The following is a 13,304-nucleotide window of genomic DNA, read 5'->3' as shown; positions in this document are numbered from 1 at the left end:
TGGTGGCGATCAGGCCTTCGGCGTAAGCCCGGCGCGCCAAGCGAGCACGCGCTGCACACGGTTTTCGCCGGATTGGAGGATTTCCAGGCGATAAGGGCCGACCTTCAGGCACACGCTGGAGTCGGGAATCTGTTCCAGGGCTTCGGTGATCAGGCCATTGAGGGTCTTCGGCCCGTCACAGGGCAGGTGCCAGCCGAGCACGCGATTGAGTTCGCGCAGGTGCAGCGAGCCGTCCAGCTCATAGCGGCCGTCATCGCGGGACTGGATGCCCGGGTTGGGGGCGAAGTCTTCCAGGCTGCCGAACTCACCCACCAGCTCCTGGAAAATGTCTTCCAGACTGACCAGGCCCACCACATCGCCGTACTCGTCGACCACGATGCCAAGGCGGCGCTTCTGCTTCTGGAAATTCACCAGTTGCGTCAGCAGCGGCGTGCTTTCCGGGACGAAATAGGTCTCGCGGCTCACTGCCATCAGCTGCTCGGCGCTGGTCGGACCTTCGGTCAGCAGGCGCGGCAGCTGGCGCAGATGGAGGATGCCTTCGATCTGGTTGATGTCTTCGCGGTACAGCGGCAGGCGGGTGTGGGTGGCGTTCTGCAGCTGAGCAAGGAGTTCGTCCGGCGAAGTGTCCAGGTCGATGCCCTGGATTTCGCTGCGGGGAATCATGATGGAGCTGATGGTGACCTGTTGCAGGGCTTCGGTCACTGCCACTGGCAAGCGTGACTGCGGCTGGATCTCCACGCCATGGCGACGGCGTGTGGTCAGCCAGGCGACCACCGCGCCGGCTACCAGGGAGAGGGTGATTCCAAGGAGGAGGCCGGCGAGCAGTCCGTGCATGGGATGGTCAGACGTGGAGGATGAATTCGCGGACCAGCTTGCTGCCGAAATACGCCAGCATCAACAGGCAAAAGCCTGCCAGGGTCCAGCGGATGGCCTTGTGCCCGCGCCAGCCGAGCTGGTGGCGGCCCCACAGCAGGACCCCGAACACGACCCAGGCGATGCAGGAAAGGATGGTCTTGTGCGCCAGGTGCTGGGCGAACAGGTTGTCCACGAACACCCAGCCGGAGATCAGCGACAGCGACAGCAGGCACCAGCCGGCACTCAGGAAACCGAACAGCAGGCTTTCCATGGTTTGCAGGGCGGGGAAGTTCTTGATCAGCCCGGAAGGGTGCTTGTGCTTGAGCTGATGGTCCTGCAGCAGCAACAGCAGCGCCTGGAACACCGCCATGGTCAGCAGGCCGTAGGCCAGGATCGAAAGCAGGATATGCGCGAGGATGCCTGGTTGCTCATTGATGGCCTGGGACGTGCCGCCCGGTACCAGCGCCGCCGCAAGCACCGTCAGGGCGCCGAGCGGTAACAGCAGGAGCAGCAGGTTCTCGATGGGAATCCGTGCAACCGCCACTATGGTCAGCAGGATCACCGCGGCGGCGATCAGGCTGGCGGCATTGAAGAAGTCCAGATAGAGCCCGGCAGGGGTCAGCAGCTGGAAAAAGAGAGCGGCGCAATGGGCGAGCAGGGCCAGGCCGCTGCCGAGGATCAGCAGGCGTTTGTCCGGCGTGGTGCGCTGGCTGAGGCGAAAGCCCTGGTAGCCAGTGGTGCCCATATAGAGGAATGCAGCCAGGAGGCTGGGCAGCAGAGGGTGCATAAGTCCTTGTAAGGCAAGCCCGAAAGGCAGTGAGTGTGGCATACAAGGCTTGACGGTGAAAGACCGCTGGCGGTGTCGGCAACGCCGACTCTTCGTTATACTCCGCCGCCTGCCGCAAGCTCAGCTGGGGCTCATGAGGGCCCGAAAGGAACGCGCATGTTTGAAAACCTAACCGACCGCCTCTCACAGACGCTGCGCCATGTCACCGGCAAGGCCAAGCTGACCGAGGACAACATCAAGGACACCCTGCGCGAGGTGCGCATGGCCCTGCTCGAAGCCGACGTCGCCCTTCCGGTGGTGAAAGACTTCGTCGCCAAGATCAAGGATCGAGCGGTCGGTACCGAGGTTTCCAAGAGCCTGACCCCGGGTCAGGCCTTCGTGAAGATCGTCCAGGCCGAACTGGTCGAGTTGATGGGCGCCGCCAACGAGGACCTGGCGCTGAACTCGGCGCCGCCGGCGGTGATCCTGATGGCTGGCCTGCAGGGCGCGGGCAAGACTACCACGGTGGGCAAGCTGGCGCGCTTCCTCAAGGAGCGCAAGAAGAAATCCGTGCTGGTGGTTTCCGCGGACGTTTACCGCCCGGCGGCCATCAAGCAACTGGAAACCCTGGCCAACGACATCGGCGTCACCTTCTTCCCCTCCGACATCAGCCAGAAGCCGGTGGCGATCGCCCAGGCGGCGATCCAGGAAGCAAAGCTGAAGTTCATCGACGTCGTGATCGTCGACACCGCGGGTCGCCTGCACGTCGACACCGAGATGATGGACGAGATCAAGCAGGTCCACGCCGTCATCAAACCGGTGGAAACCCTGTTCGTGGTCGACGCCATGACCGGCCAGGACGCCGCCAACACCGCCAAGGCCTTCAACGATGCCCTGCCGCTGACCGGCGTGGTGCTGACCAAGGTCGACGGTGACGCCCGTGGTGGTGCCGCGCTTTCGGTACGCGCCATCACCGGCAAGCCGATCAAATTCCTCGGCATGGGCGAGAAGACCGAAGCCCTCGACCCCTTCCACCCGGATCGTGTCGCCTCGCGCATCCTCGGCATGGGTGACGTGCTCAGCCTGATCGAGCAGGCCGAGCAGAACATGGATCGCGAGAAGGCCGAAAAACTCGCGAAGAAGATCAAGAAAGGCAAAGGCTTCGACCTCGAAGACTTCCGCGACCAACTGCAACAGATGAAGAACATGGGCGGCCTCGGCGGCCTGATGGACAAGCTGCCCATGCTGGGTGGCGTCAACCTGTCGCAGATGGGCAACGCGCAGAACGCCGCGGAAAAACAGTTCAAGCAGATGGAGGCGATCATCAACTCCATGACGCCTGCAGAGCGTCGCGATCCCGATGTGATCAGCGGCTCGCGCAAGCGCCGCATCGCGCTGGGCTCTGGCACCCAGGTGCAGGACGTTGGCCGTCTCATCAAGCAGCACAAGCAGATGCAGAAAATGATGAAGAAGGTCACCGCCAAAGGTGGCATGGCCAAGATGATGCGCGGCATGGGCAGCATGTTCCCCGGCGGCATGCCGAAGATGTGAGTCCAGGCCGCCGATCGGTAGCCGCCAAAAAGAGATTTGCAATCGGCCGCATAATCCTTAGAATATGCGGCCTTTCGGGCCCATGGCCCATGTGTGTGCACAGCTTGAAAAGCACCGACTATAGGAACGAAGTTCAATGGTAACCATCCGTCTTGCCCGTGGCGGCTCCAAGAAGCGCCCCTTCTACCACCTGACCGTGACCAACAGCCGCAATGCGCGCGATGGTCGCTTCGTTGAGCGCGTTGGCTTCTTCAACCCGGTTGCTCAGGGTGCCGAAGTCAAGCTCTCCGTAAATCAGGAGCGCGTCAGCTACTGGCTGAGCCAGGGCGCCCAGCCGTCTGAGCGCGTTGCTCAGCTGCTGAAGGAAGCTGCCAAGGCTGCTGCCTAAGCATCTTTATGAGCACGACGCCGGCCCCCGTCGATGAACTGATCGTTCTCGGCAAGATTTTCTCGGTGCATGGCGTACGTGGCGAGGTGAAGGTCTACTCCTTCACCGATCCGCTGGATAACGTGCTCGATTACCGCCGTTGGACGCTCAAGCGTGACAACGAGGTAAAGCAGGTCGAAGTCGCCAGCGGACGTGTGCACGGCAAGGTCCTGGTAGTAAGGCTGAAAGGGTTGGACGACCGCGAGGTTGCCCGGACCTACGCAGGTTTCGAAATCTGCGTGCCCGTCAGCGAACTGCCGGATCTCGACGATGACGAGTTCTACTGGCACCAGTTGGAAGGTCTCAACGTGATCAACCAGGATGAGCAATTGCTCGGCCGAATCGATCATTTGCTGGAGACCGGTGCCAACGATGTGATGGTGGTCAAGCCCTGCGCTGGCAGCCTTGATGATCGTGAACGCCTGCTGCCCTATACGGAGCAGTGCGTGTTGTCGATCGATCTGGACGCCGGCGAAATGCGGGTGGAATGGGACGTTGATTTCTAAGGGCCTGACATGAAAAGCATGCAGGTCGAAGTTATCAGCATCTTTCCCGAGATGTTCGCTGCCATCAGCGAGTACGGCATCACCAGCCGTGCGGTGAAGCAAGGGCTGCTCAAGCTCAATTGCTGGAATCCGCGGAGCTTCACCGAAGACCGCCACCAGACGGTGGATGACCGGCCCTTCGGCGGTGGCCCCGGCATGGTGATGAAGATCCAGCCCCTGGAACGGGCCCTGGCAGCAGCCAAGGCAGCGACGGGGGAGAAGGCGAAGGTGATCTACCTCTCGCCGCAGGGGCGCAAGCTTGAGCAGGCGGCCGTGCGCGAGCTGGCGAACGAGGAAGCATTGATCCTCATCGCTGGTCGTTACGAAGGCATCGACGAACGCTTCATTGAGGAGCACGTCGATGAGGAATGGTCGATTGGCGACTACGTCCTGTCCGGCGGTGAGCTGCCGGCCATGGTGCTGATCGATGCGGTGACGCGGTTGCTGCCCGGTGCGTTGGGCCACGCGGACTCCGCCGAGGAGGACTCCTTTACGGACGGCCTGCTCGATTGCCCGCATTACACCCGACCGGAGATGTATGCAGGCAAACGTGTTCCCGAGGTGCTGCTCAGCGGCAACCACGAACACATCCGGCGATGGCGTTTGCAGCAGGCGCTTGGGCGCACCTGGGAACGTCGGGTCGATCTTCTGGATTGCCGCTCGCTTTCTGGAGAAGAGAAAAAGCTGCTGGAGGAATATATCCGCCAGCGGAACGATAGTTAACGTATCGATGGCACGCCCAGAAGGCCTGTCTTAGGAGCATAGCGATGACCAACAAAATCATTCAGCAGATCGAAGCTGAACAAATGAACAAAGAGATTCCGGCTTTCGCCCCGGGCGACACCGTAATCGTTCAAGTGAAAGTGAAGGAAGGCGACCGTTCCCGTCTGCAGGCCTTCGAAGGTGTGGTCATCGCCAAGCGTAACCGCGGCCTGAACAGCGCTTTCACCGTGCGCAAGATCTCCAACGGCGTAGGCGTTGAGCGTACCTTCCAGACCTACTCCCCGCTGGTTGACAGCCTGAGCGTCAAGCGCCGCGGCGACGTGCGCAAAGCCAAGCTGTACTACCTCCGCGACCTGTCCGGCAAGGCAGCCCGTATCAAGGAAAAGCTGGCCTAATCGCCGAGCTTTCCCGAAAAAACCCGCCCAGGTTCGCCTCGGCGGGTTTTTTCTTGCCTGCGCGCGGGGGATAATCCGCGCCCCGCTGGCGGCGCCAGTCGGGAGTTTTCCTGCCCATCCGGCAGCGCACAGAAGAACGACAAGAGTCGCAGCACGAGTGGCAGCCACATAGGTTTGATTCAGGTAGTAGTGGCATGACCCCGAGAGAGCACGAAATCGCCCGCCGGACCGAGCTGTCCGAAAGCCGGGTAACCAAGGCGGTATTCCCGCCCAGCACCAACCATCACAACACCCTGTTCGGTGGCAGCGCCCTGGCCTGGATGGACGAAGTGTCCTTCATCGCGGCCACGCGCTTTTGCCGCTTGCCACTGGTGACCGTTTCCACCGACCGAATCGACTTCAAGCATCCGATCCCGGCCGGCTCCATCGTCGAATTGGTTGGGCGCGTGGTGAAGGTGGGCAACACCAGCCTCAAGGTCGAGGTCGAGGTGTTCGTCGAGGACATGTACAGCGCCACCCGCGAGAAGGCCATTACCGGTGTCTTCAGCTTCGTCGCTATCGATGACGAGAAGCGCCCGGTGCAGATCCTGCCGGCGTTTCCCCAGTCGGCCGACGCCGCGTGAATGAAAAAGGCACCCGATGGGTGCCTTTTTCGTTTTCGGCCAGGATCAGTGGCGCATGCTGATCTTCAGTGACGCCTGGGACAGGTCGATGTTGTTCAGGGTCAGGCTGCCGAAGCTCTGGTTCTGCGGCGCGCCGGCAACGCGGATGTTCTCGAAACGCAGTTCGCCGATGGAACTGGGCAACCGCAGGTTCACCGAACCGTCCGAATTGACCACCGAGGTCATCTTGCTGGTGTCGTAGACCACGTCCTTCATCGAGGTTTCGGCATCCAGGCTGTCCAGTACCGGCATCACCAGCTTCGCCAGTTGCTTCACCGCGCCCAGCCCGTCGCCTTGTTCGGCTTGCAGGAACAGCCCCTGCAACACATCGTCCAGACCCTGGGCGCTGACCTTACTCATCTCCAGGTCGGTCAGTGGGCGCAGACCCCGCGGGGTTTCCTGGCGGCTGATGCTGGCGGGCGGCTGCAGACGCTGGATATCGGCGCTGGCCATCTGGAAGGGACTCATCAATGCAGCCACGAGGGTGGCCGCCAGACGCAGATTGCTCTGTTTCTTCAGGGCCTTGGTCAGTTGCTTCTGGGTTAGCAGGCCTTGCGCTATCAGTACTTCACCCAGCCGCATCTTGCTGGTGAGTTGCATCTTGATCGCGGCATCCAGCTGCTGGGAGGTGATCAGACCCTTGGTGATCAGGATCTGCCCCAGGCGGGAGTTCATTTGGTTGGCCATGTTCTGGTACCAGCGGTGGGTGATAGCAAGATGAAATCATCCACGGCCAGCCCGATCCTGTCACCAGACTAAGGATAGGCTGGCCACGCCGCCCGTCAGTGTGTTTGCACCAGAGTGCGATCAGCGGTAACACCGGGTTGCGCTTCAGTTTCGATCAGGGACACGAGCGTCCAGTCTTTTTCGGGAACGAAGTCCGGCGGGTTGCCCGTCAGGTGCACCCAGCCGCGTGGGTCTTGTGCCAGCAGCAAGGTCGCGCGGTTTCCGTGCAGTGCCTGGTATTCCTCCCAGCCAAAAGCGGCAGTCAGGGTGGTGGTGCGAACGTCGGCGCCCTTGGCCAGGTAGCTGGCGAACTGGGGGAAGGTCAGCGCCTGGTTGCCCAGGGGCCGCCCGCGGACCGTTTCGCTGGCGCGGTGTTTCTCACTGCGTCGACTTTCATGGCCGCTGGGCAGGGTGAAGCGACGCTGGGCACTGAAGTCGTGGCGGAAGTGCATGCAGGCCAGGGCGTTGAGTTCACTGGATGGCGACAGGGCCAGCAGGTGACCGAGGCCCACCAGGTCGAGATGCGCCTCGGCATGTTGCGATGTGGGATTGCCGAAGTAGGTGGGCAGGTTGTCCATGCGTGCGGCGCGAATGTTCTCCCAGCTGGAGTCCGTGAGCAGCACGCGGCTGCCCAGGTTCTGCAGCGCCTTGCCGACCTCGCGGGCGACAGGATTCGCGCCGATGATGAGGAAGCCCGACGGGGCCGGTTCGGCAACCTGCAGCAGCCGAGCCAGCGGACGCGCGGTCGCGCTCTGTAATACGACGGTGCCGATGATCACCAGGAAGGTCAGGGGAACCAGCAGCAGCGCCTGCTCGTGACCGGCCTCGATCAGGCGCAGGGAGAAGATGGCCGACACCGCCGCCGCGACTATCCCGCGCGGAGCGATCCACGCCAACAGCGCACGCTCCCGCCAGTTGAGGCTCGACCCCCAGGTGCTGACCACGACATTGAGTGGCCGCGCGATGAACTGGATCACGGCCAGCAACAGCAGGGTCGCCGGCCCCAAGGCGACCAGGGCGGAAAAGTCCAGGCGTGCGGCCAGGAGGATGAACAGCCCGGAAATCAGCAGCACGCTGAGGTTTTCCTTGAAGTGCAGGATCTGCCGCACGTCCACGCCACGCATGTTGGCCAGTCCCATGCCCATGACGGTCACCGCCAGCAGACCCGACTCATGCACCAGCAGGTTGGCGCTGATGAACACGCCGAGCACTGCCGCCAGGGCTGCAAGGTTCTGCAGGTACTCCGGCAGCCAGTGGCGGCGCATCGCCACGCCGAACAGCCATCCACCCGCAGCGCCCAGCAGGCAACCGCAGGCGATGACACTGGCGAAGGTGGAAAGGCTGGCGAGCCAGCCACCGTCTTCGCGGCTGACGATAAAGCTGAATACAACCACGGCCAGCAGTGCGCCGATGGGGTCGATGACGATGCCTTCCCAGCGCAGGATGTTGGCGATCGACGAGCGCGGGCGCACGACCCGCAGCATGGGCACGATGACCGTGGGCCCGGTGACCAGGGTCAGGGTGCCGAACAGCAGCGCCAGTTCCCAGGAGAAATCCAGCAGCCAATGCGTGGCGATTGCGATCACCGCCCATGTCAGCAGCGCGCCGACGGTCACCATGCGCTGCACTACGCTGCCGATTTCGCGCCATTCGGAGAAATGCAGGGTGAGGCTGCCCTCGAACAGGATCAGCGCCACCGACAGGGAAATCAGCGGGAACAGCAGCGGGCCGAACAGCGCCTCCGGGTCCAGCAGGCCGGTCACCGGGCCGGCAAGGATGCCGGCCACCAGCAGGAAGAGAATCGCCGGCAGGCGCAGGCGCCAGGCCAGCCACTGGCTGAACAGCGCTGCCGCGCCGATGCCACCCAGGCCAAGCAGGATGTGGTGTTCGCTCATTTGAAGTCCTTATCGGGGATGAATCGCCTACAGCGCTATGAAAGACTAGCGACTCGTACAGTCAAGGCCGTCATTCATGCCCGCGCTAGACCATCTCCTGATCGACCGATTCCTCGATGCCCTCTGGCTGGAAAAGGGACTTTCCGAACACACCCGTTCGGCCTATCGCAGTGACCTCGCACACTTCAACGGCTGGCTCGACGAGCGCGGCCTGGCGCTGGACAAGGCCGGTCGCGACCTCATCCTCGACCACCTCGCCTGGCGCCTGGAACAGGGCTACAAGGCCCGCTCTACTGCACGTTTCCTCTCCGGCCTGCGCGGTTTTTACCGCTTCCTCCTGCGTGAGAACCTGATCCTTGAGGACCCGACCCTGCAAGTGGACCTGCCGCAACTGGGCCGGCCCCTGCCCAAGTCGCTGTCCGAGGCCGATGTGGAGGCCCTGCTAGAGGCGCCGGAGCTGGACGATCCCATCGGCATGCGCGACCGCGCGATGCTCGAAGTGCTCTACGCCTGTGGCCTGCGCGTCACCGAGCTGGTGAGCCTGACCCTGGAGCAGGTCAACCTGCGCCAGGGCGTGCTCAAGGTCTTCGGCAAGGGCAGCAAGGAACGCCTGGTGCCCCTCGGCGAAGAAGCGATTGCCTGGATCGAGCGCTACCAGCGAGAAGCGCGGCCCTTCCTCCTCGACGGCAAGCCCAGCGACGTGCTTTTCCCCAGCCTGCGTGGCGACCAGATGACCCGCCAGACCTTCTGGCACCGCATCAAGCACCATGCGCGGGTGGCCAGTATCGGCAAGTCGCTGTCGCCGCACACCCTGCGCCATGCCTTCGCCACCCACTTGCTCAACCATGGCGCCGACCTGCGCGTGGTGCAGATGCTGCTCGGCCACAGTGACCTGTCCACCACCCAGATCTACACCCATATCGCCCGCGCCCGACTGCAGGAGCTTCACGCTCGCCACCACCCGAGGGGGTGAGCCGGATCAGGCGACGCATGTGTCGCCCGCACCGGCCAGCCGTCGACGCAATCCGCCGGGCATCAGGCGTCTGCGGGCCCGGCCTTCTGTGGTAGGCTTGAGCCGTTTCCGTACGTCCGCTGCTCGACAGGAGTACCCATGCGCGTGACCCGTCTTATCGCCGGCCTGGCCCTTGGCCTCGCCAGCACCATCAGCCTCGCCGACGACCCGGACCAGGCCATCCGCAAGACCCTCGATGCCCTGGAACTCGGCCTGCCCATCGAGTCCATCGGTGAAAGTCCGATGAGCGGCATCTACCAGGTGCAGCTGAAGGGCGGTCGCATGCTCTACACCAGCGCCGATGGCCAGTACCTGATGCAGGGCTACCTGTACCACGTGCAGAACGGCAAGCCGGTGAACCTCACCGAGCAGGCCGAGAGCCGCTCCATCGCCAAGGAAATCAACGCCATCCCGGCCAGCGAGATGGTGGTGTTCTCGCCGAAGGAGCCAGCCAAGGCGCATATCACCGTGTTCACCGACACCGACTGCGGCTACTGCCAGAAGCTGCACAGCGAAGTGCCGGAGCTGAACCGCCGCGGCATCGAAGTGCGTTACGTCGCGTTCCCGCGCCAGGGTATCGGCAGCCACGGCTACAACAGCCTGGTCAGCGTCTGGTGCAGCAAGGACCGCCAGGAGGCCATGAACAAGGCCAAGTCCCGCGAAGAACTGCCGGCTGCGAAATGCGATAACCCGGTGGCCAAGCAGTTCGAACTGGGCCAGCTGATCGGCGTCAACGGCACCCCGGCCATCGTGCTGGGCAATGGCCAGATGATTCCGGGCTACCAGCCGGCTCCGCAGCTGGCCAAACTGGCCCTCGAAGCCAAGTAATTCGGGCGTCCAGCTTGATTGACCAATAAACAGCCGCTTCGTAAAGTGCGGCTCTTTTCCTCGGCCGGGACACACCCGGCCGTTTTCGCAGTGATGATGGGGAGTTCAGCGTGAAGCCGGTAAAAGTAGGCATCTGTGGCCTTGGGACCGTCGGTGGCGGCACCTTCAACGTACTCAAACGCAACGCCGAGGAGATTGCCCGCCGTGCCGGGCGTGGAATCGAAGTTGCCCAGATTGCCGCTCGTCGTCCCAACCCGAAGTGTGAAACCGGCGCTACCCCCATCACCGCCGACATCTTCGACGTGGCCAACAACCCGGAAATCGACATCGTCATCGAGCTGATCGGTGGTTATACCCTGGCCCGTGAGCTGGTCATGAAGGCCATCGAGAATGGCAAGCACGTGGTCACCGCCAACAAGGCGCTGATCGCCGTGCATGGCAATGAAATCTTCGCCAAGGCCCGCGAGAAGGGCGTCATGGTCGCCTTCGAGGCTGCCGTCGCCGGCGGTATCCCGGTGATCAAGGCGATCCGCGAAGGCCTTGCCGCCAACCGCATCAACTGGCTGGCCGGCATCATCAACGGCACCGGCAACTTCATCCTCACCGAAATGCGTGAGAAGGGCCGTGCCTTCGAGGACGTACTGAAGGAAGCCCAGGCACTGGGCTACGCCGAAGCCGATCCGACCTTCGACGTCGAAGGCATCGATGCCGCCCACAAGCTGACCATCCTCGCGTCCATCGCCTTCGGCATTCCGCTGCAATTCGACAAGGCCTACACCGAAGGCATCTCGAAACTGACCAGCGCCGACGTCAACTACGCCGAGGCCCTGGGCTACCGCATCAAGCACCTGGGCGTGGCGCGTCGCACCGACAGCGGCTTCGAACTGCGCGTGCATCCGACCCTGATCCCGGCCGACCGCCTGATCGCCAACGTCAACGGCGTGATGAACGCCGTGATGGTCAACGGCGACGCCGCTGGCAGCACCCTCTACTACGGCGCTGGCGCCGGCATGGAGGCCACTGCCTCTGCCGTGGTCGCCGACGTGGTGGACGTGGTTCGTGCGCTGACCACCGACCCGGAAAACCATGTGCCGCACCTGGCCTTCCAGCCAGACTCCCTGTCCGACCACCCGATCCTGCCGATCGAAGCCTGCGAAAGCGCCTACTACCTGCGCATCCAGGCCAAGGACCATCCGGGCGTGCTGGCGCAGGTCGCGACCATCCTGTCGGAACGCGGCATCAACATCGAATCCATCATGCAGAAAGAAGTCGAAGAGCAGGACGGCCTGGTGCCGATGATCCTGGTTACCCACCGGGTCGTCGAGGCGCGCGTCAACGACGCCATCGCCGCGCTGGAAGCTCTGGAAGACGTGGTAGGCAGCGTAGTGCGCATCCGCGTCGAGCAACTGAACTAAGCAGCCGCCGGGCCTCGGTGCTGCCGCGAGGGGCGATCCCCCGGTGCGGCGCACCAGCCCCTGCCGCTCGAAACCAAGGTTTTAAGACATGCGCTATATCAGTACCCGCGGCCAGGCACCGGCCCTGAACTTCGAAGACGTGCTGCTGGCTGGCCTGGCCAGTGACGGCGGCCTCTACGTCCCGGAAAACCTGCCGCGCTTCACCCAGGAAGAAATCGCCTCCTGGGCCGGCCTGCCGTATCACGAACTGGCCTTCCGCGTGATGCGCCCGTTCGTAGCCGGCAGCATCAATGACGCCGACTTCAAGAAGATCCTCGAGGAAACCTACGGTGTCTTCGCCCACAACGCCGTGGCGCCGCTGCGCCAGCTGAACGGCAACGAGTGGGTGCTGGAGCTGTTCCATGGCCCGACCCTGGCGTTCAAGGACTTCGCCCTGCAACTGCTGGGTCGCCTGCTCGACCACGTGCTGAGCAAGCGCGGCGAGCGCGTGGTGATCATGGGCGCCACCTCGGGTGACACCGGCTCGGCCGCGATCGAAGGCTGCAAGGCCTGCGAGCACGTCGACATCTTCATCATGCACCCGCACAACCGCGTGTCCGAGGTGCAGCGTCGCCAGATGACCACCATCCTCGGCGAGAACATCCACAACATTGCGGTCGAGGGCAACTTCGACGACTGCCAGGAGATGGTCAAGGCGAGCTTCGCCGACCAGGGCTTCCTCAAGGGCACCCGCCTGGTCGCGGTCAACTCGATCAACTGGGCGCGGATCATGGCCCAGATCGTCTACTACTTCCACGCGGCCCTGCAGCTGGGTGGCCCGGCGCGCTCCATTGCCTTCTCCGTGCCCACCGGCAACTTTGGCGACATCTTCGCCGGCTACCTGGCACGCAACATGGGCCTGCCGATCAGCCAGCTGATCGTCGCCACCAACCGCAACGACATCCTGCACCGCTTCATGAGCGGCAATCAGTACGTCAAGGACACCCTGCACCCGACCCTGTCGCCGTCGATGGACATCATGGTTTCGTCCAACTTCGAGCGCCTGCTGTTCGACCTGCACGGTCGCAACGGCTCGGCCATCGCCAACCTGATGGACACCTTCAAGCAGGGCGGCGGTTTCAGCGTCGAGGAAGACCGCTGGACCGAAGCACGCAAGCTGTTCGACTCCCTGGCCGTGGATGACGCCGCCACCTGCGAAACCATCTCCGAGGTGTACAAGGAGTGCGGCGAGCTGCTGGACCCGCACACCGCGATCGGCGTACGTGCTGCCCGAGAGTGCCGCCGCAGCCTGGCCACCCCGATGGTCATCCTCGGCACCGCCCATCCGGTCAAGTTCCCGGAAGCGGTGGAGAAGGCCGGCGTCGGCCAGGCCCCGGCCCTGCCGCCGCACCTCGCCGACCTGTTCCAGCGCGAGGAACGTTGCACCGTGCTGCCGAACGACCTGAAGCAGATTCAGGCCTTCGTCAGCCAGCATGGCAACCGCGGCAAGCCGCTGTAAGCCATA

General features: G+C 63.3%; 13 protein-coding genes and 1 pseudogene. 10 read left to right on the top strand and 4 right to left on the bottom strand.

Annotated elements, in window-relative coordinates; all coding sequences use genetic code 11:
- Positions 1-9 precede the first annotated feature (9 nt).
- Together E8E95_RS21500 and ccsA are read right to left on the bottom strand one after the other, a co-directional pair.
- Positions 10-690, bottom strand: a pseudogene (locus E8E95_RS21500) (transporter associated domain-containing protein); the annotation flags it as partial.
- 151 nt (positions 691-841) lie between these two features.
- A complete protein-coding gene (ccsA, locus tag E8E95_RS21495) occupies positions 842-1,642 on the bottom strand; it encodes a cytochrome c biogenesis protein CcsA (protein ID WP_179060375.1) in 801 nt (266 codons plus the stop codon).
- Positions 1,643-1,798: 156 nt separating this feature from the next.
- Here ccsA and ffh point away from each other — a divergent pair, with 156 nt between their 5' ends.
- The 6 genes from ffh (at position 1,799) to E8E95_RS21465 (ending at position 5,885) form a co-directional block, all read left to right on the top strand.
- Positions 1,799-3,172: a signal recognition particle protein gene (gene ffh, locus E8E95_RS21490; RefSeq protein WP_280353747.1), complete on the top strand. Its 1,374-nt coding sequence runs from the start codon at positions 1,799-1,801 to the stop codon at positions 3,170-3,172.
- Positions 3,173-3,308: 136 nt separating this feature from the next.
- Positions 3,309-3,560 (top strand): 30S ribosomal protein S16, encoded by a 252-nt coding sequence (rpsP, locus tag E8E95_RS21485; RefSeq protein ID WP_069085410.1) that lies wholly within the window; start codon positions 3,309-3,311, stop codon positions 3,558-3,560.
- A gap of 8 nt (positions 3,561-3,568) precedes the next feature.
- Positions 3,569-4,105 carry a ribosome maturation factor RimM gene (gene rimM, locus E8E95_RS21480; protein WP_280353745.1) on the top strand — a complete coding sequence of 179 codons (537 nt, stop codon included), beginning with the start codon at positions 3,569-3,571 and terminating at the stop codon, positions 4,103-4,105.
- Positions 4,106-4,114: 9 nt separating this feature from the next.
- Positions 4,115-4,867 carry a tRNA (guanosine(37)-N1)-methyltransferase TrmD gene (trmD, locus tag E8E95_RS21475; RefSeq protein ID WP_077526760.1) on the top strand — a complete coding sequence of 251 codons (753 nt, stop codon included), beginning with the start codon at positions 4,115-4,117 and terminating at the stop codon, positions 4,865-4,867.
- Positions 4,868-4,911: 44 nt separating this feature from the next.
- The gene (rplS, locus tag E8E95_RS21470; RefSeq protein ID WP_003451517.1) at positions 4,912-5,262 is read left to right on the top strand and encodes a 50S ribosomal protein L19; all 351 of its coding nucleotides are present in this window, start codon (positions 4,912-4,914) and stop codon (positions 5,260-5,262) included.
- Between the two features lie 194 nt (positions 5,263-5,456).
- Entirely contained in the window at positions 5,457-5,885 is a 429-nt protein-coding gene (locus E8E95_RS21465; protein ID WP_280353742.1) for an acyl-CoA thioesterase, read from the top strand.
- A 45-nt stretch (positions 5,886-5,930) separates the two neighbouring features.
- On the opposite strand, the gene E8E95_RS21460 is transcribed toward E8E95_RS21465, so the two are convergent.
- Both E8E95_RS21460 and E8E95_RS21455 read right to left on the bottom strand, forming a co-directional pair.
- Positions 5,931-6,611 (bottom strand): hypothetical protein, encoded by a 681-nt coding sequence (locus tag E8E95_RS21460; protein ID WP_280353741.1) that lies wholly within the window; start codon positions 6,609-6,611, stop codon positions 5,931-5,933.
- Between the two features lie 95 nt (positions 6,612-6,706).
- Complete coding sequence (locus tag E8E95_RS21455) at positions 6,707-8,545, bottom strand: sodium:proton antiporter (protein ID WP_280353740.1); 1,839 nt, start codon at positions 8,543-8,545, stop codon at positions 6,707-6,709.
- 76 nt (positions 8,546-8,621) lie between these two features.
- Between E8E95_RS21455 and xerD the strand changes: the two genes are divergently transcribed.
- The 4 genes from xerD to thrC all read left to right on the top strand — a co-directional run bounded on the left by xerD (position 8,622) and on the right by thrC (position 13,298).
- Complete coding sequence (gene xerD / locus E8E95_RS21450; RefSeq protein ID WP_280353739.1) at positions 8,622-9,518, top strand: site-specific tyrosine recombinase XerD; 897 nt, start codon at positions 8,622-8,624, stop codon at positions 9,516-9,518.
- A 138-nt stretch (positions 9,519-9,656) separates the two neighbouring features.
- Entirely contained in the window at positions 9,657-10,385 is a 729-nt protein-coding gene (locus E8E95_RS21445) for a thioredoxin fold domain-containing protein (protein ID WP_280353737.1), read from the top strand.
- Between the two features lie 110 nt (positions 10,386-10,495).
- Positions 10,496-11,800 (top strand): homoserine dehydrogenase, encoded by a 1,305-nt coding sequence (locus tag E8E95_RS21440; protein WP_077526769.1) that lies wholly within the window; start codon positions 10,496-10,498, stop codon positions 11,798-11,800.
- Positions 11,801-11,888: 88 nt separating this feature from the next.
- The gene (thrC, locus tag E8E95_RS21435; protein WP_280353735.1) at positions 11,889-13,298 is read left to right on the top strand and encodes a threonine synthase; all 1,410 of its coding nucleotides are present in this window, start codon (positions 11,889-11,891) and stop codon (positions 13,296-13,298) included.
- Positions 13,299-13,304: the final 6 nt, after the last annotated feature.

Origin of the sequence: Pseudomonas sp. BN414, assembly GCF_029871275.1 — a bacterium.
Lineage (GTDB): Bacteria > Pseudomonadota > Gammaproteobacteria > Pseudomonadales > Pseudomonadaceae > Metapseudomonas > Metapseudomonas resinovorans_C.
This window is presented reverse-complemented; position numbering and strand designations above follow the sequence as displayed.

Bases quoted from the DNA above. Each gene is read 5' to 3' on its own strand.
- ccsA (WP_179060375.1), bottom strand. From the start codon at position 1,642: ATGCACCCTCTGCTGCCCAGCCTCCTGGCTGCATTCCTCTATATGGGC.
- ffh (WP_280353747.1), top strand. From the start codon at position 1,799: ATGTTTGAAAACCTAACCGACCGCCTCTCACAGACGCTGCGCCATGTC.
- rpsP (WP_069085410.1), top strand. From the start codon at position 3,309: ATGGTAACCATCCGTCTTGCCCGTGGCGGCTCCAAGAAGCGCCCCTTC.
- rimM (WP_280353745.1), top strand. From the start codon at position 3,569: ATGAGCACGACGCCGGCCCCCGTCGATGAACTGATCGTTCTCGGCAAG.
- trmD (WP_077526760.1), top strand. From the start codon at position 4,115: ATGAAAAGCATGCAGGTCGAAGTTATCAGCATCTTTCCCGAGATGTTC.
- rplS (WP_003451517.1), top strand. From the start codon at position 4,912: ATGACCAACAAAATCATTCAGCAGATCGAAGCTGAACAAATGAACAAA.
- E8E95_RS21465 (WP_280353742.1), top strand. From the start codon at position 5,457: ATGACCCCGAGAGAGCACGAAATCGCCCGCCGGACCGAGCTGTCCGAA.
- E8E95_RS21460 (WP_280353741.1), bottom strand. From the start codon at position 6,611: ATGGCCAACCAAATGAACTCCCGCCTGGGGCAGATCCTGATCACCAAG.
- E8E95_RS21455 (WP_280353740.1), bottom strand. From the start codon at position 8,545: ATGAGCGAACACCACATCCTGCTTGGCCTGGGTGGCATCGGCGCGGCA.
- xerD (WP_280353739.1), top strand. From the start codon at position 8,622: ATGCCCGCGCTAGACCATCTCCTGATCGACCGATTCCTCGATGCCCTC.
- E8E95_RS21445 (WP_280353737.1), top strand. From the start codon at position 9,657: ATGCGCGTGACCCGTCTTATCGCCGGCCTGGCCCTTGGCCTCGCCAGC.
- thrC (WP_280353735.1), top strand. From the start codon at position 11,889: ATGCGCTATATCAGTACCCGCGGCCAGGCACCGGCCCTGAACTTCGAA.